General features: G+C 67.0%; 32 protein-coding genes and 2 tRNA genes. 29 read left to right on the plus strand and 5 right to left on the minus strand.

The features are described from left to right. Positions 1 to 28 precede the first annotated feature (28 nt). The 3 genes from V8201_RS06900 to V8201_RS06910 all read left to right on the plus strand — a co-directional run bounded on the left by V8201_RS06900 (position 29) and on the right by V8201_RS06910 (position 1,563). Positions 29 to 1,264, plus strand: a complete 1,236-nt coding sequence (locus V8201_RS06900) for an AI-2E family transporter (protein ID WP_037530671.1) — start codon at positions 29 to 31, stop codon at positions 1,262 to 1,264. Positions 1,265 to 1,316: 52 nt separating this feature from the next. After that, positions 1,317 to 1,393, plus strand: a tRNA-Asp gene (locus V8201_RS06905). A 93-nt stretch (positions 1,394 to 1,486) separates the two neighbouring features. Beyond that, positions 1,487 to 1,563: transfer RNA gene (locus V8201_RS06910), tRNA-Asp, on the plus strand. 32 nt (positions 1,564 to 1,595) lie between these two features. Here the strand turns inward: V8201_RS06910 and V8201_RS06915 are convergent. The 4 genes from V8201_RS06915 to V8201_RS06930 form a co-directional block, all read right to left on the minus strand. After that, positions 1,596 to 1,802 (minus strand): DUF2842 domain-containing protein, encoded by a 207-nt coding sequence (locus V8201_RS06915; protein WP_037530672.1) that lies wholly within the window; start codon positions 1,800 to 1,802, stop codon positions 1,596 to 1,598. Then, on the minus strand, positions 1,799 to 2,335 hold the full coding sequence (locus V8201_RS06920) for a 5-formyltetrahydrofolate cyclo-ligase (RefSeq protein ID WP_336544827.1): 537 nt from the start codon (positions 2,333 to 2,335) through the stop codon (positions 1,799 to 1,801). The genes V8201_RS06915 and V8201_RS06920 overlap by 4 nt, the downstream gene beginning before the upstream one ends. Positions 2,336 to 2,574: 239 nt before the next feature. Beyond that, entirely contained in the window at positions 2,575 to 2,883 is a 309-nt protein-coding gene (locus V8201_RS06925; RefSeq protein WP_037530676.1) for a cell division protein ZapA, read from the minus strand. Then, positions 2,883 to 3,137: a hypothetical protein gene (locus V8201_RS06930; RefSeq protein WP_336544828.1), complete on the minus strand. Its 255-nt coding sequence runs from the start codon at positions 3,135 to 3,137 to the stop codon at positions 2,883 to 2,885. Before V8201_RS06930 ends, V8201_RS06925 begins: the two co-directional genes overlap by 1 nt. A gap of 104 nt (positions 3,138 to 3,241) precedes the next feature. Between V8201_RS06930 and gap the strand changes: the two genes are divergently transcribed. Genes gap through V8201_RS06945 form a run of 3 tightly spaced genes read left to right on the plus strand, consistent with a single transcriptional unit; the run spans position 3,242 to position 5,952 of the window. Beyond that, positions 3,242 to 4,252, plus strand: a complete 1,011-nt coding sequence (gap, locus tag V8201_RS06935) for a type I glyceraldehyde-3-phosphate dehydrogenase (protein ID WP_037530678.1) — start codon at positions 3,242 to 3,244, stop codon at positions 4,250 to 4,252. A 4-nt stretch (positions 4,253 to 4,256) separates the two neighbouring features. Then, positions 4,257 to 4,730: an MOSC domain-containing protein gene (locus tag V8201_RS06940; protein ID WP_336544829.1), complete on the plus strand. Its 474-nt coding sequence runs from the start codon at positions 4,257 to 4,259 to the stop codon at positions 4,728 to 4,730. 28 nt (positions 4,731 to 4,758) lie between these two features. After that, positions 4,759 to 5,952, plus strand: a complete 1,194-nt coding sequence (locus V8201_RS06945; protein WP_271300553.1) for a phosphoglycerate kinase — start codon at positions 4,759 to 4,761, stop codon at positions 5,950 to 5,952. 16 nt (positions 5,953 to 5,968) lie between these two features. Here the strand turns inward: V8201_RS06945 and V8201_RS06950 are convergent, their stop codons facing one another. Further along, the gene (locus tag V8201_RS06950) at positions 5,969 to 6,475 is read right to left on the minus strand and encodes a TlpA family protein disulfide reductase (protein ID WP_037530686.1); all 507 of its coding nucleotides are present in this window, start codon (positions 6,473 to 6,475) and stop codon (positions 5,969 to 5,971) included. 120 nt (positions 6,476 to 6,595) lie between these two features. Here V8201_RS06950 and V8201_RS06955 point away from each other — a divergent pair, with 120 nt between their 5' ends. The 23 genes from V8201_RS06955 to nuoK all read left to right on the plus strand — a co-directional run bounded on the left by V8201_RS06955 (position 6,596) and on the right by nuoK (position 23,532). Further along, a complete protein-coding gene (locus V8201_RS06955) occupies positions 6,596 to 6,820 on the plus strand; it encodes a ribbon-helix-helix protein, CopG family (protein WP_037530687.1) in 225 nt (74 codons plus the stop codon). Further along, the gene (locus V8201_RS06960) at positions 6,811 to 7,137 is read left to right on the plus strand and encodes a type II toxin-antitoxin system PemK/MazF family toxin (RefSeq protein WP_235199461.1); all 327 of its coding nucleotides are present in this window, start codon (positions 6,811 to 6,813) and stop codon (positions 7,135 to 7,137) included. Before V8201_RS06955 ends, V8201_RS06960 begins: the two co-directional genes overlap by 10 nt. A gap of 26 nt (positions 7,138 to 7,163) precedes the next feature. Then, positions 7,164 to 8,087, plus strand: a complete 924-nt coding sequence (locus V8201_RS06965; RefSeq protein ID WP_037530689.1) for a class I fructose-bisphosphate aldolase — start codon at positions 7,164 to 7,166, stop codon at positions 8,085 to 8,087. Between the two features lie 4 nt (positions 8,088 to 8,091). Further along, entirely contained in the window at positions 8,092 to 8,634 is a 543-nt protein-coding gene (locus tag V8201_RS06970) for a hypothetical protein (RefSeq protein WP_336544830.1), read from the plus strand. Then, complete coding sequence (gene thiE / locus V8201_RS06975; protein ID WP_336544831.1) at positions 8,631 to 9,314, plus strand: thiamine phosphate synthase; 684 nt, start codon at positions 8,631 to 8,633, stop codon at positions 9,312 to 9,314. The genes V8201_RS06970 and thiE overlap by 4 nt, the downstream gene beginning before the upstream one ends. A 73-nt stretch (positions 9,315 to 9,387) precedes the next feature. After that, positions 9,388 to 9,759: a hypothetical protein gene (locus V8201_RS06980; RefSeq protein ID WP_336544832.1), complete on the plus strand. Its 372-nt coding sequence runs from the start codon at positions 9,388 to 9,390 to the stop codon at positions 9,757 to 9,759. Positions 9,760 to 9,836: 77 nt separating this feature from the next. Further along, positions 9,837 to 10,841: a L,D-transpeptidase family protein gene (locus tag V8201_RS06985; protein ID WP_373276466.1), complete on the plus strand. Its 1,005-nt coding sequence runs from the start codon at positions 9,837 to 9,839 to the stop codon at positions 10,839 to 10,841. A gap of 157 nt (positions 10,842 to 10,998) precedes the next feature. Further along, complete coding sequence (locus tag V8201_RS06990) at positions 10,999 to 11,592, plus strand: M23 family metallopeptidase (protein WP_336544834.1); 594 nt, start codon at positions 10,999 to 11,001, stop codon at positions 11,590 to 11,592. Between the two features lie 63 nt (positions 11,593 to 11,655). Continuing rightward, positions 11,656 to 12,219, plus strand: coding sequence for an elongation factor P (gene efp, locus V8201_RS06995; RefSeq protein ID WP_037530700.1), 564 nt, complete (start codon positions 11,656 to 11,658; stop codon positions 12,217 to 12,219). A 207-nt stretch (positions 12,220 to 12,426) separates the two neighbouring features. After that, positions 12,427 to 13,239 (plus strand): inositol monophosphatase family protein, encoded by an 813-nt coding sequence (locus V8201_RS07000; protein ID WP_037530702.1) that lies wholly within the window; start codon positions 12,427 to 12,429, stop codon positions 13,237 to 13,239. A 191-nt stretch (positions 13,240 to 13,430) separates the two neighbouring features. Continuing rightward, complete coding sequence (locus V8201_RS07005) at positions 13,431 to 13,805, plus strand: NADH-quinone oxidoreductase subunit A (protein ID WP_037530704.1); 375 nt, start codon at positions 13,431 to 13,433, stop codon at positions 13,803 to 13,805. A gap of 5 nt (positions 13,806 to 13,810) precedes the next feature. After that, positions 13,811 to 14,362 (plus strand): NuoB/complex I 20 kDa subunit family protein, encoded by a 552-nt coding sequence (locus tag V8201_RS07010; RefSeq protein WP_037530706.1) that lies wholly within the window; start codon positions 13,811 to 13,813, stop codon positions 14,360 to 14,362. After that, positions 14,359 to 15,213: an NADH-quinone oxidoreductase subunit C gene (locus V8201_RS07015; protein ID WP_037530707.1), complete on the plus strand. Its 855-nt coding sequence runs from the start codon at positions 14,359 to 14,361 to the stop codon at positions 15,211 to 15,213. Before V8201_RS07010 ends, V8201_RS07015 begins: the two co-directional genes overlap by 4 nt. Before the next feature lie 59 nt (positions 15,214 to 15,272). Next, positions 15,273 to 16,484: an NADH-quinone oxidoreductase subunit D gene (locus V8201_RS07020; protein ID WP_037530924.1), complete on the plus strand. Its 1,212-nt coding sequence runs from the start codon at positions 15,273 to 15,275 to the stop codon at positions 16,482 to 16,484. Continuing rightward, positions 16,481 to 16,708 (plus strand): hypothetical protein, encoded by a 228-nt coding sequence (locus V8201_RS07025; protein ID WP_037530709.1) that lies wholly within the window; start codon positions 16,481 to 16,483, stop codon positions 16,706 to 16,708. The genes V8201_RS07020 and V8201_RS07025 overlap by 4 nt, the downstream gene beginning before the upstream one ends. Next, the gene (locus V8201_RS07030) at positions 16,708 to 17,376 is read left to right on the plus strand and encodes a complex I 24 kDa subunit family protein (protein ID WP_037530710.1); all 669 of its coding nucleotides are present in this window, start codon (positions 16,708 to 16,710) and stop codon (positions 17,374 to 17,376) included. The genes V8201_RS07025 and V8201_RS07030 overlap by 1 nt, the downstream gene beginning before the upstream one ends. Beyond that, positions 17,373 to 17,603, plus strand: a complete 231-nt coding sequence (locus tag V8201_RS07035; protein WP_271300559.1) for a hypothetical protein — start codon at positions 17,373 to 17,375, stop codon at positions 17,601 to 17,603. Before V8201_RS07030 ends, V8201_RS07035 begins: the two co-directional genes overlap by 4 nt. Further along, positions 17,603 to 18,907 (plus strand): NADH-quinone oxidoreductase subunit NuoF, encoded by a 1,305-nt coding sequence (gene nuoF / locus V8201_RS07040; RefSeq protein ID WP_037530715.1) that lies wholly within the window; start codon positions 17,603 to 17,605, stop codon positions 18,905 to 18,907. Before V8201_RS07035 ends, nuoF begins: the two co-directional genes overlap by 1 nt. Then, a complete protein-coding gene (gene nuoG, locus V8201_RS07045; RefSeq protein ID WP_336544835.1) occupies positions 18,907 to 20,910 on the plus strand; it encodes an NADH-quinone oxidoreductase subunit NuoG in 2,004 nt (667 codons plus the stop codon). The genes nuoF and nuoG overlap by 1 nt, the downstream gene beginning before the upstream one ends. A 26-nt stretch (positions 20,911 to 20,936) precedes the next feature. Next, positions 20,937 to 21,962, plus strand: a complete 1,026-nt coding sequence (gene nuoH / locus V8201_RS07050; protein WP_152542065.1) for an NADH-quinone oxidoreductase subunit NuoH — start codon at positions 20,937 to 20,939, stop codon at positions 21,960 to 21,962. Positions 21,963 to 22,086: 124 nt separating this feature from the next. Further along, complete coding sequence (nuoI, locus tag V8201_RS07055; protein ID WP_037530721.1) at positions 22,087 to 22,572, plus strand: NADH-quinone oxidoreductase subunit NuoI; 486 nt, start codon at positions 22,087 to 22,089, stop codon at positions 22,570 to 22,572. Between the two features lie 43 nt (positions 22,573 to 22,615). Then, complete coding sequence (locus V8201_RS07060; RefSeq protein WP_037530722.1) at positions 22,616 to 23,227, plus strand: NADH-quinone oxidoreductase subunit J; 612 nt, start codon at positions 22,616 to 22,618, stop codon at positions 23,225 to 23,227. Further along, positions 23,224 to 23,532 (plus strand): NADH-quinone oxidoreductase subunit NuoK, encoded by a 309-nt coding sequence (nuoK, locus tag V8201_RS07065; protein ID WP_037530725.1) that lies wholly within the window; start codon positions 23,224 to 23,226, stop codon positions 23,530 to 23,532. Before V8201_RS07060 ends, nuoK begins: the two co-directional genes overlap by 4 nt. Position 23,533 lies beyond the last annotated feature (1 nt).

The following is a 23,533-nucleotide window of genomic DNA, read 5'->3' on the forward strand; positions in this document are numbered from 1 at the left end:
CCCGCAAAAAATACGCTAGAGCGGTGGGATGGCCGACGCTCCCGCTCCCGATCCGACCCCGATGACACCCGAGGATCAGGTCGCGCTCGGCGCGCCGCTGCTGCCCGGCGGGCGGTCGGAGATCGGGCGGATCGCGCAGCGGCGTGACCGGCTGCTCGCCGCGCTGACGCTGATCGCCGGCATCGGCCTGACGCTCGGCACGCCGTTCGCGCTCAAGTCGGGTGCGGAATTCTTCATGCCGCTCACCGCGGCGCTGGTGATCGCCATCGCGCTGGTGCCGGTGCTCGAATGGCTGGAGCGACGGCGGATGCCCTCGGCGCTCGCCGCGCTGCTGTGCGTGCTCGTCTTCCTGATCATCGCCAATATCGCGATCGCCGCGATCGTCGTGCCGGCGACCGACTTCTTCCAGCTGCTGCCGAGCCGGATCAGCCGCATCCAGCACAATCTGTCGCCGCTGCTCGATCTCTATTCGACGCTGGAGAAGTCGGTGAACAAGATGTTCCGGCAGATCGCGTCGACCCCGGTGCGGCAGCCGCAGACCGCCGCGGTGGCGCCGCCCAGCTCGATCCTCGAACTCGCCGCGACCTCGGCGCCGACGGTGATCGTCCAGTTCTTCTTCGGCATCCTGATCGTCTTCTTCTTCCTGTCCGGCTGGACCGGGATGCGCAAGAAGACGATCACCCGCCGCAACAGCTTCGACGGCGCGATGGCGACCGCGCGCGTCATCCAGGATGTCGTCGACGACGTGTCCGCCTATCTCGGCACGATCACGCTGATCAACCTGACGCTCGGAGGCGTGGTCGCCGGCGTGCTCTATTTCATCGGCATGCCGTCGCCGCTGATGTGGGGCGGGATCGTCGCGCTGCTCAACTACATTCCGTATTTCGGGCCGATCATCGCCGCCTTCCTGCTCGCGATCGGCGGCATGATGACCTTTACCGACATCTGGGTGGCGATGCTGCCGCCGGCGGTGATGATCGGCTGTCACCTGCTCGAGGCGAATGCGATCACGCCGCTGATCGTCGGGCATCGGCTGACGATCAGCCCGCTGATGATCCTCGTCTCGATCAGCTTCTGGGGCTGGGTATGGGGGACGGCGGGGGCGTTGCTCGCGGTGCCGCTGCTGATCATCATCCAGACCGTGCTGGGCGCGGCGGGCAAGCCCGACATCGCCGGATTCCTGTTCGAACACGGCACGCTGGTGCAGCAGGAACGGCTGCGCCGGCGCCGCGGCGACGACGATGGCGAGCGGCCGAACGAATAGGCCGTTGACACCCCCCGATCGCTCGCCTAGTTGGCGCGCCTCAACGCTTTCAGCGGGTGTAGCTCAGTTGGTTAGAGCGCCGGCCTGTCACGCCGGAGGTCGCGGGTTCGAGCCCCGTCACTCGCGCCATTCCCTTCGTGGGATTGGGAAAGACTATCGGAACATGCGGGAGTATGTCGCGTCGCTCAGCCGGGCGGACGATCTGCTCCGACCGCGTATCACGCGGGTGTAGCTCAGTTGGTTAGAGCGCCGGCCTGTCACGCCGGAGGTCGCGGGTTCGAGCCCCGTCACTCGCGCCATCCGCTTTCGCGGATGAGCGTTCCCGCCGCGGCTAGCGCCAGCGGCCCGTCTCCATCCACAGCAGCAGCGGCTTCATCGGCACGATCCAGACGATCCCGGCGATGAGGTAGAAGGGCAATTGCAGCCACCACGCCCAGCCGCCGACGACGCCCGATGCGCTGACGATGATCGCCGACCACAGGCCGATCAGCGCGATGATGAGCAGCACGCCCGCGGGCTTGCGCCAACTGGGGGTCATGGGACGATCCAATCCGATTCGGTGACGATGGCATGCAGCGGTACGTCCCACGGATCGGCGGGGCAATGATCGACCTGCTGCACCGACCAAGCGACACCGACCCGCCACGCGAACGGCAGCCGCGCGAAGGCTCGATCGTAGAAGCCCGCGCCCTGACCCAGTCGATGCCCGTCGGCGTCGAAGCCGAGCAGCGGAGTGAGGATGATGTCCGGCACGACCTCGGGGGCGTCGGCGTCGGGCTGGCGCAGCCGGTAGAGCCCCTCGCTAAGATCGTCGCCGCACCGCCACGCCAGGAAGCGCATCGGCCGATCGCGCCGCGTGACGTGCGGCAGCGCCAGACGGCACCCGGCGTCGGCGGCGGCGGCGAGCAGCGGGGCGGGATCGGCCTCGCTGCCGAACGGCGCATAGCCGGCGACGACCGTCCCCGCGGTCAGGCGATCGGTGAACGCCGGCGGCACGCGCATCGGCCGGTCGCGCGCGGCTCCGTCGCGGACGGCACGCAGGCGGGCGCGGAGGGCTGGCTTGTCGATCATCGCTCCGGTCGCGGCGCGGAAGAGAAAGGCGGGTGGCGGGACCGCCGTGGCCGTGTGCCAAAATATCCACCGACGCCCAGTAACGTCAGGTGGGGACCATGTGCGTCGGACCAGGGTCCGGGCAGGGACAGCCCCCTTGGATGATGAATAGCCTCAGGGATAAAGTAAGGCTCGTACCGGGCAGAACCCGCCGCTGCCTGATTTAGGATGTCGCGACGCCGGTGGCAATGGGGGGAAGGCTAACCCGCGACCGGATCGCGCTCCAGCGCATTGGCCAGTGCCTCCAGCCGGTCGGCGATGCGGGCGAGCGCCGGCTCGCTGACCGCGGCGCCCTCGGGCGGCCGGTGCTGGATCTCGTCGAGCGCGTCCGCCAGCATCAGCGCGACGAACAGCATCGCGCGCTCCCCGGGCACGTTGCCCGCGGCGCGCAGCGCGCCCGGCCAGCGTTCGTCGAGCATCCGGCCGAGCTGTTGCAGCCGCGCTTCCTCGCCGTCGCGGCAGGCGACGGTGAACGGCCGGGTGCCGATCGTCAGCGTCACGTTCGCCATCAGGATGCGGAGCCGCGGGCGATGACGTCGTCGAGCGCGCTCACCGCCTCGGCCATCCGCGCCTTCAGCGCGGCGTGGCGACGCGCGAGGGCGTCGCCGGCCCGGGCGCGCGCATCAATCGCGGATTCGATTCGGGCGATCGCAGCGTCGATGCGATCGACCGCACTAAGAGTATCGGGCATGCGGAGGGACGTAGGCGCGGCCGTGGCGAGCGGCAAGCCGGCAAAGTCCGTCCCGCAATCGGCCCGGCGCACGCCACGCGCGGTTGACAGACCGGGGGGCAGACTCGCAAAGGCTGGCGCGCCCGGCGCGGCCCCTGTGTCGCCGCGCAGCTCATGCATTGGCGAGGAGAGCCCAGATGACGGTGAAGGTTGCGATCAACGGCTTCGGACGGATCGGACGTCTGGTGGCGCGGGCGATCATCGAACGGAACGCCGGCGATCTCGAACTGGTGGCGATCAACGATCTCGCCGATGCCAAGTCGAACGCCTGGCTGTTCAGCCGCGACAGCGTCCACGGCAAATATCCCGGCACCGTCGCCGCGGAAGGTAATGACCTCGTCATCGACGGCAAGCGCATCCGCGTCACCGCCGAGCGCGATCCCGCCAATCTGCCGCACAAGGACCTGGGCGTCGAGCTGGTGCTCGAATGCACCGGCTTCTTCACCGATCAGGCGTCGTGCCAGAAGCATATCGATGCCGGCGCCAAGAAGGTGCTGATCTCGGCGCCGGGCAAGGGCGTCGACCTGACCGTCGTCTATGGCGTCAACCACGACAAGCTGACCGCCGAGCACACGATCGTGTCGAACGCGTCGTGCACCACCAACTGCCTCGCGCCCGTCGCCAAGGTGCTCAACGATGCGATCGGTATCGAGCGCGGCCTGATGACGACGGTGCACGCCTATACCAACGATCAGAAGATCCTCGACCAGATCCACCCCGACCTGCGCCGGGCGCGCGCCGCGGCGATGTCGATGATCCCGACCACCACCGGCGCGGCGCGCGCGGTCGGCGAGGTGCTGCCCGAGCTCAAGGGCCGGCTCGACGGGTCGGCGATCCGCGTGCCGGTGCCCGACGTCAGCCTGGTCGACCTGACCTTCACCCCCAAGCGCGACACGACCAAGGACGAGGTCAATGCGATCCTCAAGGCGGCGTCGGAAGATGGTCCGCTCAAGGGCGTGCTGGTCTTCTCGGACGAACCGCTCGTCTCGATCGACCTGATGCACACGCCGCAATCGTCGACCGTCGACAGCCTCGAAACCGCGGTGATCGACGGTAAGCTGGTCCGTGTGGTCAGCTGGTACGACAATGAATGGGGCTTTTCCAACCGCATGGTCGACACCGCGACCGTGATGGCGAGCTTCCTCTAAGCCGATGGGCGCCTCGGGCGGCGTGCTCGCTGGCATTGCCCGGCACGCCCGGCCCAAGGGGCCGATGGAGCTGCTCGATGCGATCGAGGTGACCGTCGAGGGCGGGCTGCACGGCGACTTTCGCGGTGCGGTCAAGCCCGGCGGTCGCGGCCGGCGGCAGGTGACGATGATGGAGCGGCGCGACTGGGACGCGGCGATGGCCGAACTCGGCCACGTCCTCCCCTGGCAGGAGCGGCGCGCCAATCTGCTGCTCGACGGCATCGACATCCCGCAGGTACCGGGCGCGGTTCTCCGGATCGGCACGGTCGAGCTGGAGATTTCGTTCGAATGCGATCCGTGCAGCCGCATGGAGACGATCGCTGAGGGACTGAAGGCGGCGCTGACGCCCGACTGGCGCGGCGGCGCCTGTGCGCGGGTGCGGCGCGGCGGCCGGATCGCGGTCGGCGATGCGGTGACGGTGATCGAGGCGGGTCGCTGACCCGATGGCATGACATGAGGAAGATGCGATGACCAAGGCCTTCAAGACGCTCGACGACATGGGGGAAGTTTCGGGCAAGCGCGTGCTCGTCCGCGAGGATCTGAACGTGCCGATGGCGGATGGCGCGGTGACCGACGATACGCGGCTGCGCGCGACGCTGCCGACCGTCACCGAACTCGCCGATCGCGGCGCGATCGTGCTGATCCTTGCCCATTATGGCCGCCCCAAGGGCGTGCCCAGCCCCGACATGTCGCTGGCGATGCTGGCGCGGCCGTATAGCCACGTGCTCGGCCGCGAGGTGCGCTACATCGACTGGGAGGGGGCCGAGGAGGCGGTGGCGACGCTGCAGCCCGGCGATATCGCGATCCTCGAAAATACCCGCTTCTTCGGCGGCGAGGAGAAGAACGACGCTGCCGTGGTCGAGCGCTTCGCCCGGCTCGGCGATCTCTACGTCAACGATGCCTTCTCAGCCGCGCACCGCGCGCATGCCTCGACCGAGGGGCTGGCGCATGTGCTGCCCGCCTTCGCCGGCCGGGCGATGGAAGCGGAACTCGATGCGCTGGAAAAGGCGCTCGGCAAGCCCGAGCATCCGGTCGCGGCGGTGGTCGGGGGCGCGAAGGTGTCGACCAAGCTCGACGTGCTCAAGCATCTCGTCACCCGCGTCGATCATCTGATCATCGGTGGCGGCATGGCCAATACCTTCCTCGCCGCGCGCGGCGTCAACGTCGGAAAGTCGCTGTGCGAGCACGACCTCACCGGCACCGCCGACGAGATCCTCGACGCCGCGGATCGCGCCAATTGCACCGTCCATCTGCCCTATGACGTGGTGGTCGCGAAGGAATTCCGCGCCAATCCGCCGGTCCGCACGATCAACGTCCATGAGGTCGCGGCGGACGAGATGATCCTCGACGTCGGGCCGAGCGCGGTCGAGGCGCTGGGCGACGTGCTCAAGAACTGCCGCACTCTGGTGTGGAACGGCCCGCTCGGCGCGTTCGAGACCGCGCCGTTCGACGTCGCCACCGTCAGCCTCGCGCGCACCGCCGCGGCGCTGACGCAGGACGGCAGCCTCGTCTCGGTCGCCGGCGGCGGCGATACCGTCGCCGCGCTCAACCAGGCGGGGGTGGCGGATCGCTTCACCTTCGTCTCGACCGCGGGCGGCGCCTTCCTCGAATGGATGGAAGGCAAGGACCTGCCCGGCGTCGCCGCGCTGATCCGCGGTTGATCGGACGGGGCGCCGCTCAGGCGGGCGGCGCCTCGGCGAGCAGCGGCGCGAGGATCGTGTTGAGATCGTCGAGTTCGAACGCCGCCGCCTTGGCGTAGCGGACGACGCCGGCGCGATCGATGACGTAATTGGTCGGCAGCGCGTTGCCGATCAGCGGATAGGCGCCCTTCACCCGTCGCGCCGGGGTGATCGCCAGCGCCGCGAACAGCGGCTTCATCCGGAAGGCCGGCACCGAATCCTCGGTCGCGATCGCGAAGACACGCAGGCCATGGCGCTTCTGCATGCGATAATAGCCGTCGAGCAGCGGCAGTTCGTGGCGACACGGCCCGCACCAGGTCGCCCAGAAATTGAGCACCACCACCTCGCCGCGCAGGTCGGCGAGCTTGACCTTGCTGCCGTCGATCAGCGTCAGCTCGGCCGGTGGCGCCGGCCGCCCGACCACCGAGGCCGGCGGATCGGCGCGGGTCGCCGGCGCGGCGACGCAGAAGGCGACGGCGGCGGCCGCATATCGAAAAGCCCGCATGATGATCTCCCCCGCGACCATCTGATCACGCCCGCGGCGGACCGGTCAAGCCGGGCCGGCTAAACGGTTGATCAAAGTCCCCGTCCGCAGTAGGTTAAACGCGTTAAACAGGCAGGTGGCATGCTCGGCGTTCGACTCGACACGGAATTGGAAGAGCGGCTCGCTGCGGTCGCGCGCACGCAGGGGCGCAGCAAAAGCGATATCGCACGCGAGGCGGTGCGCCGCTACGTCGATCTGCACGACGAGGCCTATCGGCGCGAGGCACGCCGCCAGTCGACCCGCGCCTCGGCGCGCCTTTCGGTCGCCGACGGCGTCTTCTGGCAGGATGGCGCGGCGTGGAGATAAGCCATGGCGCGATCGTGCTGGCCGACGGCCCGGCAGGCGAGCCGCAGCGGCCCTGCGTCGTCGTCCAGTCGGATCTGTTCAACGCGACGCATGCGACGATCACCGTCTGCCCGCTGACCAACGTCATCGGCGGCGAGGCGCTGTTCCGCGTCGTCATGTCGCCGCGCGAGCACAATGGCCTCACCGCCGAATGCGAAGTGCAGATCGACCGTATTTCGAGCATCGCGCGCGAGCGGATCACGCAGGTGATCGGCCATGCCAGTCCCACCCGCATGGAGCAGATCGACCAGGCGTTGCGCCGCTGGCTGATGCTCTGACCCTATCCGTCCCAAGGAGCCGACCCATGACCACCAACGTCACGCCCGCCGTCAAGGCGATCCTCGACAAATATGAAGCGACCAGCCCGGCGGTGAAGGCGAACCTCGCCCGCATCCTGATGCACGGCAAATTGGGCGGCACCGGCAAGCTGGTGATCCTGCCGGTCGACCAGGGGTTCGAGCACGGGCCGGCACGCTCCTTCGCGGTCAACCCGCCCGCCTATGATCCGCACTACCATTACCAGATCGCGGTCGACGCCGGCCTGTCGGCCTATGCCGCGCCGCTCGGCCCGCTCGAGGCGGGGGCGGACACCTTCGCCGGGCAGATCCCGACCATCCTCAAGATGAACAGCTCGAATAGCTGGGCGACGAGCATCGATCAGGCGGTGACGGCGAGCGTCTCGGATGCGCTGCGGCTCGGTTGCGCGGCGATCGGCTTCACCATCTATCCGGGCTCGGACGCGATCTTCGAGCAGATGGAGGAGATCCGCGAGCTGAGCGAGGAGGCCAAGTCGGTCGGCATCGCCACGGTGATCTGGAGCTATCCGCGCGGCGGCAAGCTCAGCAAGGACGGCGAGCTCGCGCTCGATGTCGGCGCCTATGCCGCGCATATGGCGGCGCTGCTCGGCGCGCATATCATCAAGGTCAAGCTGCCCTCCGCGCATATCGAGCAGGAAGAGGCCAAGCGTGTCTACGAAGGCACCGACTGGTCGAACCAGGCCGATCGCGTCCGTCACGTCGTCCAGGCGAGCTTCGCCGGCCGGCGCATCGTCGTCTTCTCGGGCGGCGCGGCGAAGGGGGCGGATGCCGTCTATCAGGACGCGCGCGACATCCTCGCCGGCGGCGGCAACGGTTCGATCATCGGCCGCAACACCTTCCAGCGCAGCCGCGAGGATGCGCTCGACATGCTCGGCAAGCTGATCGCCATCTACAAGGGCGAGGCGGCCTGACGCGATGACGTACGCCGCGTCGGAGCCGGATCACGATCCGCCCGGCGCGGCTGCGACCGCCGCTGTGGTCGACCTGCCGCAGCGCTTCGCCTATCATCGCTCGGTGGCGCCCTTGTTGTGGACGCTGGTCGTGATTGGTTCGATCGAGCTCGCGGTCACGCATCTGCTCGTCGCGCTGTGGAGCCGTCCAGTGGCGCTGGCCGTGTCCGCCGTCACGCTGGCGGCGCTGGCCTGGCTGGTGCGCGCCTTGCTGATGATGAAGCGTCGCCCCGTGCTGCTCGATCACGCGCGGCTGGTGATGCAGGTGGGCACGATCCGGCGTGTCGATATTCCGCGCGACGCCGTCGCCGGACTGAGGCCGTCGCTGCCCGCGGCGGCGCTCAAGCAGCGTTCGACGCTGAACCTCGCGCTGCTCGCCTATCCCAACGTCATCGTCGATCTGCACCGGCCGCTGCCGGGCCGCCGCGGCATCGTCACGATCGCGCACCGGCTCGATGATCCTGCCGCTTTCGTCGCGGCGTGGAAGGCGCTAGGCGCTCAGCGATGACCGAAGACGATCCGCTGGGCCCGCTCGACCCTGATTTCGCCGCGCATTTCGAGCGTGCCGACCGCCGGCCGCCGTGCCAGCTCTATCTGATCTCGCCGCTCGACGTCACCGGCGGCTTCGCCGACCGGCTGGCGCGCGCGCTCGACGCCGGGCCGGTCGCGGCCTTCCAGCTGCGCATCAAGGATGTCGACCAGCATGGCGCCGCCAAGCTGGCCGAGCCGCTGCAGCGGATCTGCGCCGACCGCGAGGTCGCCTTCATCGTCAACGACAGTATCGCGCTGGCCAAGCGGCTCGGCGCCGATGGCGTGCATCTCGGCCAGGAGGACGGCGATCCGCGCGAGGCGCGTGACGCGCTCGGGCCGACCGTCCAGATCGGCGTGACCTGCCACGACAGCCGTCATCTCGCGATGGAGGCGGGCGAGGCCGGCGCGGATTACGTCGCCTTCGGTGCCTTCTTCCCGACGGCGACCAAGACGGTCGAGCATCATGCCGATCCGTCGATCCTGTCGTGGTGGGCGTCGATGTTCGAACTGCCGAGCGTCGCGATCGGCGGCATCACCCCGGTCAACGCACCCGCGCTGGTGACGGCGGGCGCCGATTTCCTCGCCGTGTCGGGCGCGGTCTGGGGCGGTGACGAGGCGGCGGCGGTGCGCGCTTTCGCGGCGGTGCTGGCGGGCTGACGCCGACAGTCTTGCGGCGACGCCGCGGCAGATTGTACAATCCTCCCCGGGGAAACGGGTGGGGTTTTGTAAAGTGTTGAAAGTATTGGTGTGGGCCGCGGTCGGTTGGCTGGTTGCGGCGGGCGTCCTCACGACTTCGGAGGCGGTGGCGCAACAACGGCGTGACTATGTGACGCCGAGCATCGCCGCGCATGCCGGTCTCGCCGCCTTGTCGCAAGCCTGCACGATGCGCGTCCCGCCGCCGTTGATCGCGGCGAAGACCCGGTTGCAGTCGCTGGCGGTGCGCAACGGCTGGCCGCTGCCGCGCTTCGAGGCGACCTATGCCGCCGCGCTCGCGCTCGCCGTGCGGCGGATCGCCACCACGCAGCCGGGACAGCGCGCGCAGGCCTGCGGGCGGTTGCGGGCGATGGCGGGGGAGCCTGCGCACCCGGCTCCGGTGGGATAGGGCGCGGCAGGCAACCCGCCGGCGCTTCGGCCGTTTGATCCACCAGCGTAACGGTCGGAAAGGACGGCGGCATGAGGATGGCAATGGCAGCGGCCTGGCTCGCAGGCATGGCGATCGCCGCGCCGACGGCGGCGCAGCAGCGGCCGGCCGCACCGAGCGCGCCGGCGATCGACCGCACCATCCTCCACGTCCAGGTCATCCTCGACTCGCTCGGCTTCGGCCCCGGGGTGATCGACGGCAAGGGCGGACAATCGCTCGCCGCGGCGCTCAAGGGCTTCCAGGAGGCGAAGGGCCTGCCGCGTACCGGCAAGCCCGACGCGGCGACCTTGCAGGCGCTCTATCCCTATCGCGCCAGGCGCCCGACCGCGCGCTTCGTGCTGACCCGCGAGGCGCTCGCCGGTCCCTATTACAATCCGCTGCCGAGGGATTATGGCGAACAGGCGAAGCTGCCGGGCATCGGCTATGCGACGCCGATGGAGAAGCTGGCGGAGATGTTCCACACCCAGCCGGCGGTGCTGATCGCGCTCAATTCGCCCGACACCCGGCTCAAGGTCGGCGATGCGATCATCGTCCCCAATGTGCTGCCCGCGAGCCGCGCCTATGACCCCAAGCTGCCCGATCACTGGCGGCAGACGCTCGCTATGTTCAACGTCGACGCGCGTCAGCCGACCGCCGACCACATCATCGTCGACAAGTCGGACAAGGTGCTGCGCGTCCTCGACAAGGACGATCGTCTGATCGCGCAGTTCAGCGCGACGACGGGGTCGCAGCACGATCCGCTGCCGCTCGGTCGCTGGACGATCAACGGCGCCGACTATAACCCCAAATTCCACTATAATCCGGCGCTGTTCTGGGATGCCAAGACGGGCGACGAGAAGGAGATGCTGCCGCCGGGGCCAAATGGACCGGTCGGCGTCGTCTGGCTCGACCTGTCGAAGGAGCATTACGGCATCCACGGCACGCCGCATCCCGAACTGATCGGCCGCACCGAAAGCCATGGCTGCATCCGCCTGACCAACTGGGATGCGGCGCGGCTCGCACAGATGGTCAGGCCGGGCACCAAGGCGGTGTTCAAGGCGTGAGCGGGCGCCGGTATGGCGGCGGCTATAATGAGGGCAGGCGGTTGTCGCGACGATACCGGCCGCGACGGGCAGGGGATGATATGACGGATCGCGGGATGCGCGCTGGATCGTGGTCGGAAGCTAGCCGCCCGCCGCGGCGCGCCCCGGGGTCTGTGGCATGACCCGTTTCGGCTGGATCGTCCTCACGGTCTTCGTCCTCGTCGCCGCGGGGTTCGCCGCGATGACCAGCTTCGGCACCGCCCGTCATCGCCGCCTCGACACGGCGGTGACACAGCCTTTGCCATCGTCGTCGCCTGCCGCCAGCGCCGCGCTGCTCACCGTGCCGGTGAAGGGCGTGCGGCGCGAGGCGATCGTCGACAGCTGGAACGACGCACGCGGCGGCGGCACGCGCGGGCATCACGGAACGGATATTTCCGCCGCCGCCGGCACGCCCGTCATCGCCGCGGCGGCAGGGACGGTCGAGAAGCTGTTCCAATCGAATCTCGGCGGCACCACCGCCTATGTCCGTTCGCTGGACCGGCGCTGGATCTATTATTACGCGCACCTCTCCGGTTATGCGCCGGGCCTGCACGAGGGGCAGGGGGTGCGCGCGGGCGAGCCGATCGGTTTCGTCGGCGACACCGGCGACGCCGGACCCGGCAATTACCACCTTCATTTCGGCCTGCAGCGGATGCGGCCGGACGAACGCTGGCACCAGGGCATAGACGTCAATCCCTTTCCGCTGCTTGCCGCGCGCGGGCAGGGACGGTAAGGAGCGCGACCGGGCGCGCGCCGGACGCGCGCCTCTCTCGCTCTTTCCAATAGGTTCAGATCCATGAAGATCAGCGGCGTGGACATCCGTCCCGGCAACATCATCGAATATGAGGGCGGCATCTGGCGCGCCGTCAAGATCCAGCATACGCAGCCCGGCAAGGGTGGCGCCTATATGCAGGTCGAGATGAAGAACCTGATCGACGGCCGCAAGAACAACGTCCGCTTCCGCTCCGCCGAAACGGTCGAGCGCGTCCGCCTCGACACCAAGGACTTCCAGTTCCTGTTCCGCGACGGCGATGCGCTGACCTTCATGGACAAGGACAATTACGAGCAGATCACGCTCGATGCCGGTATCCTCGGCGATGCTGCGGCCTTCCTGCAGGACGGCATGGACGTGGTGCTCGAACTCTATGACGAAAAGCCGATCTCGGTCGAACTGCCGAGCACGATCGAGGCGATGATCGTCGAGGCCGATGCGGTGGTGAAGGGCCAGACCGCATCGTCGTCGTACAAGCCGGCGATCCTCGACAATGGCGTGCGCGTGATGGTGCCGCCGCATATCGGCGCGGGCACGCGCATCGTCGTCGACGTCTACGAACAGACCTACGTCCGCCGGGCGGACTGACGACCTATCCCTTTCCCTGCGGGAGAGGGAAGCCGAGTGTTACGAGGTCGGGTGAGGGCAGGTCCTTCTTCCGGCCTCACCCTCCCACCGCCTGCGGCGGCGGGCCCAGCTGCGGGGTGGACCACGCCCCGCGTGATTCAGGTCATGCCCGGGGCATGACCTACCCCGCAACTCTCTCCCGGCGGGAGAGGGGTATAGAGAAGACTTATGCCCTCCCATTCCGGCCTCTTCACCGTCATCGAACGCGCCGCGCGCAAGGCCGGCACGGCGCTGCGCCGCGACTTCAACGAGGTGCAGCACCTCCAGGTCAGCCGCAAGGGGCCTGCCGACTTCGTGTCGATCGCCGACAAGCGCGCCGAACAGACGCTGTTCGACGAATTGCGCCGCGCGCGCCCGGACTGGGGATTCCTGATGGAAGAGGGCGGTGAGGTCGCGGGGGATCCCGACAAGCCGCGCTTCATCATCGATCCGCTCGACGGCACCTCCAACTTCCTGCACGGTATCCCGCATTTCGCCATCTCGATCGCGGTCGAGGAGCCGACCCCGGCGGGCAAGCGTGAGATCACCACGGCCCTGGTCTACCAGCCGCTCACCGACGAGAGCTTCTGGGCAGAGAAGGGGCGCGGCGCGTGGCTCACCGACCAGCGGCTGCGCGTCTCGGCGCGGCGCGATCTGTCGGAAGCGCTGATCGCGACCGGCATCCCGTTCCTCGGCCATGGCGATTTCGTCCAGTGGAGCCGCATCTTCGGTGCGATCGCCCCCGAGGTCGCCGGCATCCGCCGCTTCGGTGCGGCGGCGCTGGATCTTGCCTGGGTCGCGGCGGGCCGGTTCGACGGCTATTGGGAATCGGGGCTCAAGCCCTGGGACGCCGCCGCGGGCATGCTGCTGGTCAAGGAGGCCGGCGGCTACGTCACCGACTTCCGCGGCGCCGACCGGGCGATGGAGCGCAACGAGTTCCTCGCCGCCAATGACGGCCTGCACGTCAAGCTGCACAAGCTGGTCGCCGGCGCACTGCGCTAAGCGCAAGGCCTGCCTCTGTCCCCGTCCCGGCGGAGGGGATGGAGCGCTCCCAGCATCGGGCGGGGGCGGGGCGATATCGCCCCCGTCGTCGCGATCAATTGAGAGTGATTCGCAGGCGGTTCGCGGCCTTGCCCGTGCTCGCCCGGAGGCCTAAAGCGGCCCCCACATCCTTCGCACCTGCGAGAAGTCTCTTGGTCGATCTGTCGCAATATCTGCCCATCCTGCTCTTCCTGGGCGTCGCCCTGGCGCTGTCGAGCACGTTCGTGTTCCTGCCGATGCTCGTTGCCCGGCTGACCGGCACCGACAAGCCCAACGAGCAGAAGCTGTCGGAATATGAATGCGGTTTCCCCGCCTTCGAGGACCCGCGCAGCCAGTTCGACGTGCGATTTTATTTGATCGCCATTCTGTTCATCATCTTCGATCTCGAAGCCGCGTTCCTATATCCTTGGGCAGTCTCGGTCTTCAGCATCGGCTGGACCGCATGGATCTCCATGATGATCTTCATCGGCGAACTGGCCCTGGGCCTCGTCTATGCCTGGAAAAAGGGAGCGTTGGATTGGGAATGACCCCTATGTCCGGACCGGTAGAACTCGCCCGCTCGGCGGCGCCCACCTCGGTGGTGCCGCCCGATCAGGGTTTCTTCGACAGCCTCAACGGCGAGCTCAACGACAAGGGCTTCCTCGTCACCTCGACCGAGGAGCTGTTCCAATGGGCGCGCACCGGCTCGTTGTGGTGGATGACCTTCGGCCTCGCCTGCTGCGCGGTCGAGATGATCCACGTCAACATGCCGCGCTACGACCTCGAACGGTTCGGCGCTGCGCCGCGCGCGTCGCCGCGCCAGTCGGACGTGATGATCGTCGCCGGCACCTTGTGCAACAAGATGGCGCCGGCGCTGCGCAAGGTCTACGACCAGATGTCGGAGCCCAAATACGTCGTGTCGATGGGCAGCTGCGCCAATGGCGGCGGCTATTACCATTACAGCTATTCGGTCGTGCGCGGCTGTGATCGCGTCGTGCCGGTCGACATCTACGTCCCCGGTTGCCCGCCGACCGCCGAGGCGTTGCTCTACGGCATCATGCAGCTTCAGCGGAAGATCCGCCGCCAGGGGAGCATCGAACGGTGAGGGCGCCCGCTCCCGCCTGGGCCGCCGACCTCAACGGCGAGACGATCGAGACCGTGCGCGCGACGCTCGGCGCGGCTTTGCTCGACGCGGTCGAGCAGGTCGGCGAGATCGCGCTGTACGTCGAGCGCACCGCGATCGTCGATGCGCTGACCAAGCTGCGCGACACGCCCGGCCTCGAATATCAGCAACTGATGGAGATCGCCGGCGTCGATTATCCGGACCGTCCCGAACGGTTCGAGGTGGTCTATTGCCTGCTCTCGCTGACCCGCAACCACCGCCTCCACGTCCATGTCTCGACCGACGACGTCAAGCCGGTGCCGTCGGTGACGGGGATCTGGCCGGTCGCCGGCTGGCTCGAGCGCGAGGTGTACGACATGTACGGCGTGCTGTTCACCGGCAATGCCGACCTGCGTCGTATCCTCACCGATTACGGCTTCCGCGGTCATCCGCAGCGCAAGGACTTCCCGCTCTCGGGCTTCGTCGAGATGCGCTATTCGGAAGAGGCGAAGCGGGTGATCTACGAGCCGGTCAAGCTGGCGCAGGATTTCCGCAACTTCGACTTCCAGAGCCCGTGGGAGGGCGCCGCTTACGTGCTTCCCGGCGACGAGAAGGGCATGCTGCCCGAGGCGAAGGGCGCGCCGACGCCGCTCAAGGCCGACGACATCGCCAAGGCCGATGCCGCGCGCACCCCGACGCAGGCGCCCAGGGCCGGCAGCGAACCCTATGCCAAGAACGACACCTCCGGCACCGCCAACACCGGCGCCGGCGAGCGCGATCCGGGGAATGCGCGCGAGGACAAGCCCAAGGATTCGGACGTCGTGCCGACCAAGGGTGGAGGACAGAATCAGTGAGCCAGGACACGCACGTCGCGCCCGCCACCCACAGTGTCGATCCCTATGTCGACGAGCTGATGCACGTCACCAGCCCGGCGCATCCGACCGAGGGTGACGTCACGATCCAGAATTACACGATCAACTTCGGTCCCCAGCATCCGGCGGCGCATGGCGTGTTGCGGCTGGTGATGGAACTCGACGGCGAGATCATCGAGCGGATCGATCCGCACGTCGGCCTGCTCCATCGCGGCACCGAGAAGCTGATCGAATACAAGACCTACGCCCAGGCGATCCCCTATTTCGACCGGCTCGATTATTGCTCGCCCGCGTGCATGGAGCATACCTTCGTGCTCGCGATCGAGAAGCTGCTCGATATCGAGGTGCCGCTGCGCGCCCAGTATCTGCGCGTCTTCTTCGCCGAGCTGACCCGTATCTCGAACCACATGCTCAACCTCGGCAGCCACGTCATGGACGTCGGCGCGATGACGCCGAACCTGTGGATGTTCGAGATCCGCGAGGATTGCTACGGCTTCCTCGAGCGCGCCACCGGGGCGCGGATGCATCACAATTACTTCCGGCCGGGCGGCGTCCATCAGGACGTGCCGCTCAAGCTGCTGACCGATATCGCCGACTGGCTCGACACGCGTCTGCCGCGGCTGTTCGAGGATGCGATCAGCCTCGTCGCGGACAACCGCATCTTCAAGCAGCGCAACGTCGATATCGCGACGGTCAGCCGCGAGGATGCGATCGCCTGGGGCTTCTCGGGCCCGATGATCCGCGCGGCGGGCATTCCGTGGGACCTGCGCAAGTCGCAGCCCTATGACGTCTACGACCGGATGGAGTTCGACGTTCCCGTCGGCACGCGCGGCGATTGCTACGATCGCTTCATGGTGCGCGTCGAGGAGGTTCGCCAATCGGCGCGGATCATGAAGCAGTGCCTGCGCGATATGCCCGAGGGGCCGATCGCCTCGACCGACCGCAAAGTCGTGCCGCCCAAGCGCGCCGAGATGAAGCAGTCGATGGAAGCGCTGATCCATCACTTCAAGCTCTACACCGAGGGCTATCACGTCCCCGCCGGCGAGGTCTATGTCGCGACCGAGAGCCCGAAGGGCGAGTTCGGCGTGTTCCTCGTCGCGGACGGCTCGAACAAGCCCTATCGCTGCAAGATCCGGCCGACCGCGTTCAGCCATCTGCAGGCGATGGATTTCATGAGCCGCGGTCATATGCTCGCGGATACGACCGCGATCCTGGGGGCGATGGATATCGTGTTCGGTGAGTGCGACCGGTGACGGAGAATGTCGAGAACCTGATATTGGAACGGCTGCGTCGTATCGACGACCGGCTGTCGAATATCGAGGGCGACATGCATGATGTGAAGTTGCGGATGACGGTCGTCGAGGAGCATATCGGCAATCTCGTTCTGTCGGTATCCGGATTGAATGCGCGAATGGACCGCTTCGATGAGCGGCTGACCCGTGTGGAGCGCCGCATGGAATTGCGGGGTGGAGAATAATGGCCGAAGCAGCACATATCCCCGACGAGGCTGAAACCCGCGCACGCTGGGGCAGCTTCGCCTGGACCGAAGAGAATCAGCGGAAGGCGAACGAGATTCTCGCGCGCTATCCCAAGGGGCGCGAGCAATCGGCGTCGATCCCGTTCCTCGATCTGGCGCAGCGCCAGGTCGGTGCGGAGACTCAGACGCAGGGCTGGCTGCCCGTGCCGGTGATCGAGTTCGTCGCGCGCCAGATCGGCGTGCCGTATATGCGCGTGTTCGAGGTCGCGACCTTCTACACGATGTTCAACCTGGCGCCGGTCGGCCGCTACCACGTGCAGGTCTGCGGGACGACGCCGTGCATGCTGCGCGGCTCCGACGACGTGCTCGCGGCTTGCAAGAACCGCGGACTGGTCAAGGGCGGGACGACGCCGGACGGCATGTTCACGCTGACCGAGGTGGAATGCCTCGGCACCTGCGCCAATGCGCCGATGGTGCAGATCAACGACGACAATTACGAGGATCTGGATTACGACCGGACCGTCGCGGTGCTGGAAGCGCTCGCCAATGGCGAGACGCCCCGCACCGGATCGACGATCGGCCGCCAGACCAGCTGCCCCGAAGGCGGCCCGACGACGCTGACCGCGATGGTCGACGCCAACCACGATTATCGGAGTGAGTGGGCATGACCGTAGAGGATACCCGCTTTATCACCGAGATGCTGCGCGGCATTCGTGGCGACATGGCCGACGTGAAGGACCGGATCGTCAACATGGAGTTGCGGCAGACCGCGATGGAGCACCGCTTGCTCGGTATCGATACCCATTTGGCTGCCGTGCAGCAGGGTGTCGACGGCTTGTCGAGCGACATGCGCCGCGTCAAGCAGCGCCTTGACCTAGTGGACGGACACGCCTGATGCTTGCTGACAAGGACCGCATCTTCACCAACGTCTATGGGTTCCAGCCGTGGAACCTGGAAGCGGCGCTGAAGCGGGGCGACTGGGACAATACCAAGGCGCTGATGGCGCTCGGCCAGGACGCGATCATCGACGTGATCAAGGCGAGCGGGCTGCGCGGCCGTGGCGGCGCGGGCTTCCCGACCGGCACCAAATGGTCGTTCATGCCCAAGGAGCCCAAGCCCGACCGGCCGAACTTCCTCGTCATCAACGCCGACGAGTCGGAGCCGGGTTCGTGCAAGGACCGCGAGATCATCCGTCACGATCCGCACAAGCTGATCGAGGGCGCGCTGATCGCGGGCTATGCGATGCGCGCGCGCGCCGCCTATATCTACATCCGCGGCGAATATATCCGCGAGGCGGAGACGCTGTTCGCGGCGGTCGCCGAAGCCTATGACAAGGGGCTGATCGGCAAGAACGCCAGCGGGTCGGGCTATGACTTCGACGTCTTCGTCCATCGCGGCGCCGGCGCTTATATCTGCGGCGAAGAGACCGCGATGCTCGAAAGCCTCGAAGGCAAGAAGGGCCAGCCGCGGCTCAAGCCGCCGTTCCCGGCGGGTGCCGGCCTCTATGGCTGCCCGACGACGGTCAACAACGTCGAGTCGATCGCGGTCGCGCCGACGATCCTGCGTCGCGGTGCGGCGTGGTTCTCGAGCTTCGGGCGCGAGAACAACAAGGGCACCAAGCTCTATCAGATCAGCGGCCATGTGAATAAGCCGTGCGTGGTCGAGGACGCGATGGGGCTGAGCTTCCGCGAATTGATCGAGACGCATTGCGGCGGCATCCGCGGCGGCTGGGACAATCTGCTCGCGGTGATCCCGGGCGGCTCGTCGGTGCCGCTGGTGCCCGCCAAGGACATCATCGATGCGCCGATGGACTTCGACGGGCTGAAGGCGGTCGGTTCGGGCCTCGGCACCGCGGCGGTGATCGTCATGGACAAGTCGACCGACATCGTCCGCGCGATCAGCCGCATCTCCTATTTCTACAAGCATGAGAGCTGCGGCCAGTGCACGCCGTGTCGCGAAGGCACCGGCTGGATGTGGCGGGTGATGGAGCGGCTGCGCACCGGCGACGCCGACATCGCCGAGATCGACACGCTGCAGCAGGTCACCAAGCAGGTCGAGGGCCATACGATCTGCGCGCTCGGCGACGCCGCGGCCTGGCCGATCCAGGGTCTGATCCGTCACTTCCGGCCGGAGATCGAGCGCCGGATCATCGAACGTAGCGGTGGCGATCTCGCCCCGATGCAGGAAGCTGCCGAATAATGCCCAAGCTGAAAGTAGACGGGATCGAGGTCGAGGTGCCGCAGGGCGCGACGGTCCTCCAGGCGTGCGAAGCCGCGGGCAAGGAAATCCCGCGCTTCTGCTATCACGAGCGGCTGTCGATCGCCGGCAATTGCCGCATGTGCCTCGTCGAGGTGAAGCCGGGGCCGCCGAAGCCGCAGGCATCGTGCGCGCTGCCCGCCGCGGACAATCAAGAAGTGTTCACCACTACGCCGATGGTGAAGAACGCGCGCGAAGGCGTGATGGAATTCCTGCTGATCAACCATCCACTCGACTGCCCGATCTGCGATCAGGGCGGCGAGTGCGATCTGCAGGACCAGTCGGTCGCCTATGGCAAGGGCCACAGCCGCTACACCGAGAACAAGCGCGCGGTGACCGAGAAATATATGGGTCCAATCGTCAAGACGATCATGACCCGCTGCATCCAGTGCACCCGCTGCGTCCGCTTCGCCGAAGAGGTCGCCGGGGTCGAGGAGATCGGCGCGATCTATCGCGGCGAGGACATGCAGATCACCTCCTATCTCGAACAGGCGGTGACCAGCGAGCTGAGCGGCAACGTCGTCGATCTGTGCCCGGTCGGCGCGCTGACCAGCAAGCCCTATGCCTATGAGGCGCGGCCCTGGGAGCTCAAGAAGACGCTGACGATCGACGTGCAGGATGCGGTCGGCACCAACATCCGCCTCGACAGCCGCGGCCGCCAGGTGCTGCGCTGCGTCCCGCGCATCAACGAGGACGTCAACGAGGAATGGGCACATGACAAGACGCGCCATCACGTCGACGGCCTGATCCGTCGCCGGCTGGATCGCCCCTATGTGCGGCGCGACGGCAAGCTCGCGCCGGTGAGCTGGGACGAAGCGTTCGCGGTGATCAAGGACCGTGTCGCGGCGGCTGGCTCGGACGTCGCCGCTGTCGCGGGCGATCTTGTCGACTGCGAGACGATGTATGCGGCCAAGGCGCTGCTCGCCCGGCTCGGCTCGACCAAGCTCGAAGGCCGGCAGACCGGCATGGCCTATGACACGTCGAGCCTCGCCGCGGTCAACTTCAACACGACGATCGCCGGGGTCGAACAGGCCGATGCGATCCTGCTCGTCGGCACCAATCTGCGCTGGGAAGCGCCTCTGGTGAACACGCGCATCCGCAAGGCGATCAAGAAGGGCGCCAAGGTCTTCGCGATCGGTCCCGAGACCGAGCTGACCTATAAGGTCGAATGGCTCGGCAGCGACCTGTCGCTGCTCGGCAACCTGCCCGAGGCGGTCGCGACGCTGTTCGGCGAGGCCAAGGCGCCGATGATCATCGTCGGCGGGGCGGCGCTCAAGGGCGGCCATGGCGCGACGCTCGACTTCGCCAAGCGCTTCAACCTCGTGCGCGAGGGCTGGAACGGCTATAACGTCGTCCATATGGCGGCGAGCCGGATGGGCGGGCTGATGCTCGGCTATGCCCAGGCGGGCGGCATCGCCGACGTCACCGATGCGGCGGTGACCTTCTTCCTCGGCGCGGACGAGGTGGATTACACCAAGTTCGGCGGCTTCAAGGTCTATGTCGGCCACCACGGCGACGCCGGCGCGCATCATGCCGACGTCATCCTGCCGGGCGTGACCTATGCCGAGAAGTCGGGCACCTGGGTCAACACCGAGGGTCGGGTCCAGCGCGGCGAGCGCGCGGTGTTTGCACCAGGCGATGCGCGCGAGGATTGGACGATCTTCCGCGCCTTGTCCGAAGTGCTCGGGACGACGCTGCCGTTCGACAGCCTTGCCGGCCTGCGCGAGGCGATGGCGACCGAGGTGCCGGCGCTGCGTCAGGTCAATACTTTGGTGGCGTTCGACTGGAACCCGCCGTCGCTCGACACGGCCGGGCAGGGCAGCCTGTCGGGCTATCCGATCAAGGATTTCTATCTGACCAATGCCATCTGCCGCGCATCGCCGACGATGCAGCGCTGCTCGGCCGAACTGGTCCATGGCGAGACGTTCGCGGAGGCGGCGGAGTGACTGACTTCTTCAACACGACCGTCGGCATGTCCTACGGCTGGGCCTGGTTCGTCGCGACGATCATCGGGATCCTGGTCATCGCGCTGCCGCTGATGCTGGCGGTGGCGATGATCATCTACGCCGATCGCAAGATTTGGGCGGCGATGGCGCTGCGCCGCGGCCCGAACGTCGTCGGGCCGTTCGGCCTGCTCCAGTCGTTCGCCGACGGCCTCAAGGTGTTCCTGCAGGAAACGATCGTTCCGGCCGCGGCCAATCGCGGGCTGTTCCTGCTCGCGCCGATCATCACCTTCACGGTCGCGCTGATCGTCTGGGCGGTGGTGCCGTTCGGTGCGGGCGTGGTGCTCGCCGACATCAACGTCGGTCTGCTCTATGTGCTCGCCGCCTCGTCGCTCGGCGTTTATGGCGTGATCCTGTCGGGCTGGGCGTCGAACTCGAAATATCCCTTCTATTCGGCGCTGCGCGCCGCGGCGCAGATGGTCAGCTATGAAGTCGCGATCGGCTTCATCCTGATCTCGGTGGTGATGTGGGCGGGGACGTTCAATCTCAGCGGCATCGTCATGGCGCAGCAGAGCACGCTCAACCTCCACATCAACGCGTTCGGCATCAATCCGCTGCTGTTCCCGATGGCGGTGATGTTCTTCATCTCCAGCCTCGCGGAAACGCAGCGCGCGCCGTTCGATCTGACCGAGGCGGAGAGCGAGCTCGTCGCCGGCTATCAGACCGAATATAGCTCGATGAGTTTCGCGCTGTTCTGGCTCGGCGAATATGCCAACGTGCTGCTGATGTGCGCGCTCAACGCGACGCTGTTCTGGGGCGGCTGGCTGCCGCCGATCGACTGGGCGCCGCTCTATTATGTGCCGGGGATCATCTGGCTGTTCGCCAAGATGCTGTTCTTCTTCTTCGTGTTCAGCTGGGTCAAGGCGACGGTGCCGCGCTACCGCTACGACCAGCTGATGCGGCTGGGGTGGAAGGTGTTCCTGCCGCTGTCGCTGTTCTGGGTGTTCCTGGTGTCGGGCGTGCTGATGCTGATGCGCGTCCCGGTCGCGGGATGAGCCGCGCCAGCGAATGGATGACGGCCCGCGGCCTCAGGCCGCAGGCCTTGCGTGACCGGGCGCTTGCGGGCGTCGGGATCGGATTGATGGTCGTGTTGATCGACCGAATGATGGGATTGGGCTCTTGAGCGTCGGACAGATCATCAAGTCGTTCACCTTGTGGGAGTTCGTGAAAGCGCACGCCCTCACGCTGAAGTATTTCTTCAAGCCCAAGGCGACGATCAACTATCCCTATGAGCGCAACCCGGTGAGCCCGCGGTTCCGCGGCGAGCACGTGCTGCGTCGCTATCCGAATGGCGAGGAACGCTGCATCGCCTGCAAATTGTGCGAGGCGGTGTGCCCGGCGCAGGCGATCACGATCGAGGCCGAGCCGCGCGACGACGGCAGCCGCCGCACGACGCGCTACGATCTCGACATGACCAAGTGCATCTTCTGCGGCCTGTGCCAGGAAGCCTGCCCGGTCGATGCGATCGTCGAGGGGCCGAACCTCGAATATTCGACCGAGACGCGCGAGGAGCTGATCTACGACAAGGCCAAGCTGCTCGACAATGGCGATCGTTGGGAGCGGTCGATCGCGGCGAACCTTGCCGCCGATGCGCCATACCGTTAATGCGCGCCGCATTCGTTTTCGGGCTTAGGGGGCCGACCAAATCGTGATCCAGGCCATCGCCTTTTATCTCTTCGCGATCATCGTGATCGGTTCGGGAGCGATGACGATCTCGTCGCGCAATCCGGTCCATTCGGTGATGTGGCTGATCCTCGCCTTCTTCAATGCGGCGGGGCTGATGGTGCTCGTCGGCGCCGAGTTCATCGCGATGCTGCTCGTCATCGTCTATGTCGGTGCGGTCGCGGTGCTGTTCCTGTTCGTGGTGATGATGCTCGATATCGAGGTCGCGCAGCTGCGCGCCGGTATCGCGCGCTACGCCGCGCTCGGGCTGGCGCTCGCCGCCGGGCTGCTGATCGAGATCGTCATCGGCATCAAGGCGTGGAGCGCCGGCACCTTGCAGGTCAGCCGCCGCCTGGCGCCGACCGACACCGCGGTGCCCAACATCCAGGCGATGGGGCAGCTGCTCTACACGCGCTATCTGTTCGTGTTCGAGGCGGCGGGTTTCGTCCTGCTCGTCGCGATGATCGGCGCGATCGTGCTGACGCACCGCCAGCGTGGCGGCGTGCGCGGGCAGAACATCAGCCGCCAGAATGCGCGCCGTCCCGAGGATGCGACGCGCAACGTCCAGCCGCCGGTCGGCCAAGGGGTTCAACTGTGACTATCGGCCTTATCCATTATCTGGTCGTCGCCGCGATCCTGTTCACGATGGGCGTGCTCGGCATCTTCCTCAACCGGAAGAATCTGATCGTCATCCTGATGGCGATCGAGCTGATCCTGCTGGCGGTGAACCTCAACCTCGTCGCCTTCTCCGCCTATCTGCACGATCTGGTCGGCCAGATCTTCGCGATGTTCGTGCTGACCGTCGCCGCCGGCGAGGCGGCGATCGGGCTGGCGATCCTGGTGATCTATTTCCGTGGCCGCGGCACCATCGCGGTCGACGACGTCAATCGGATGAAGGGCTAAA

Origin of the sequence: Sphingomonas kyungheensis, assembly GCF_037120395.1 — a bacterium.
GTDB classification, from domain to species: domain Bacteria; phylum Pseudomonadota; class Alphaproteobacteria; order Sphingomonadales; family Sphingomonadaceae; genus Sphingomonas; species Sphingomonas kyungheensis.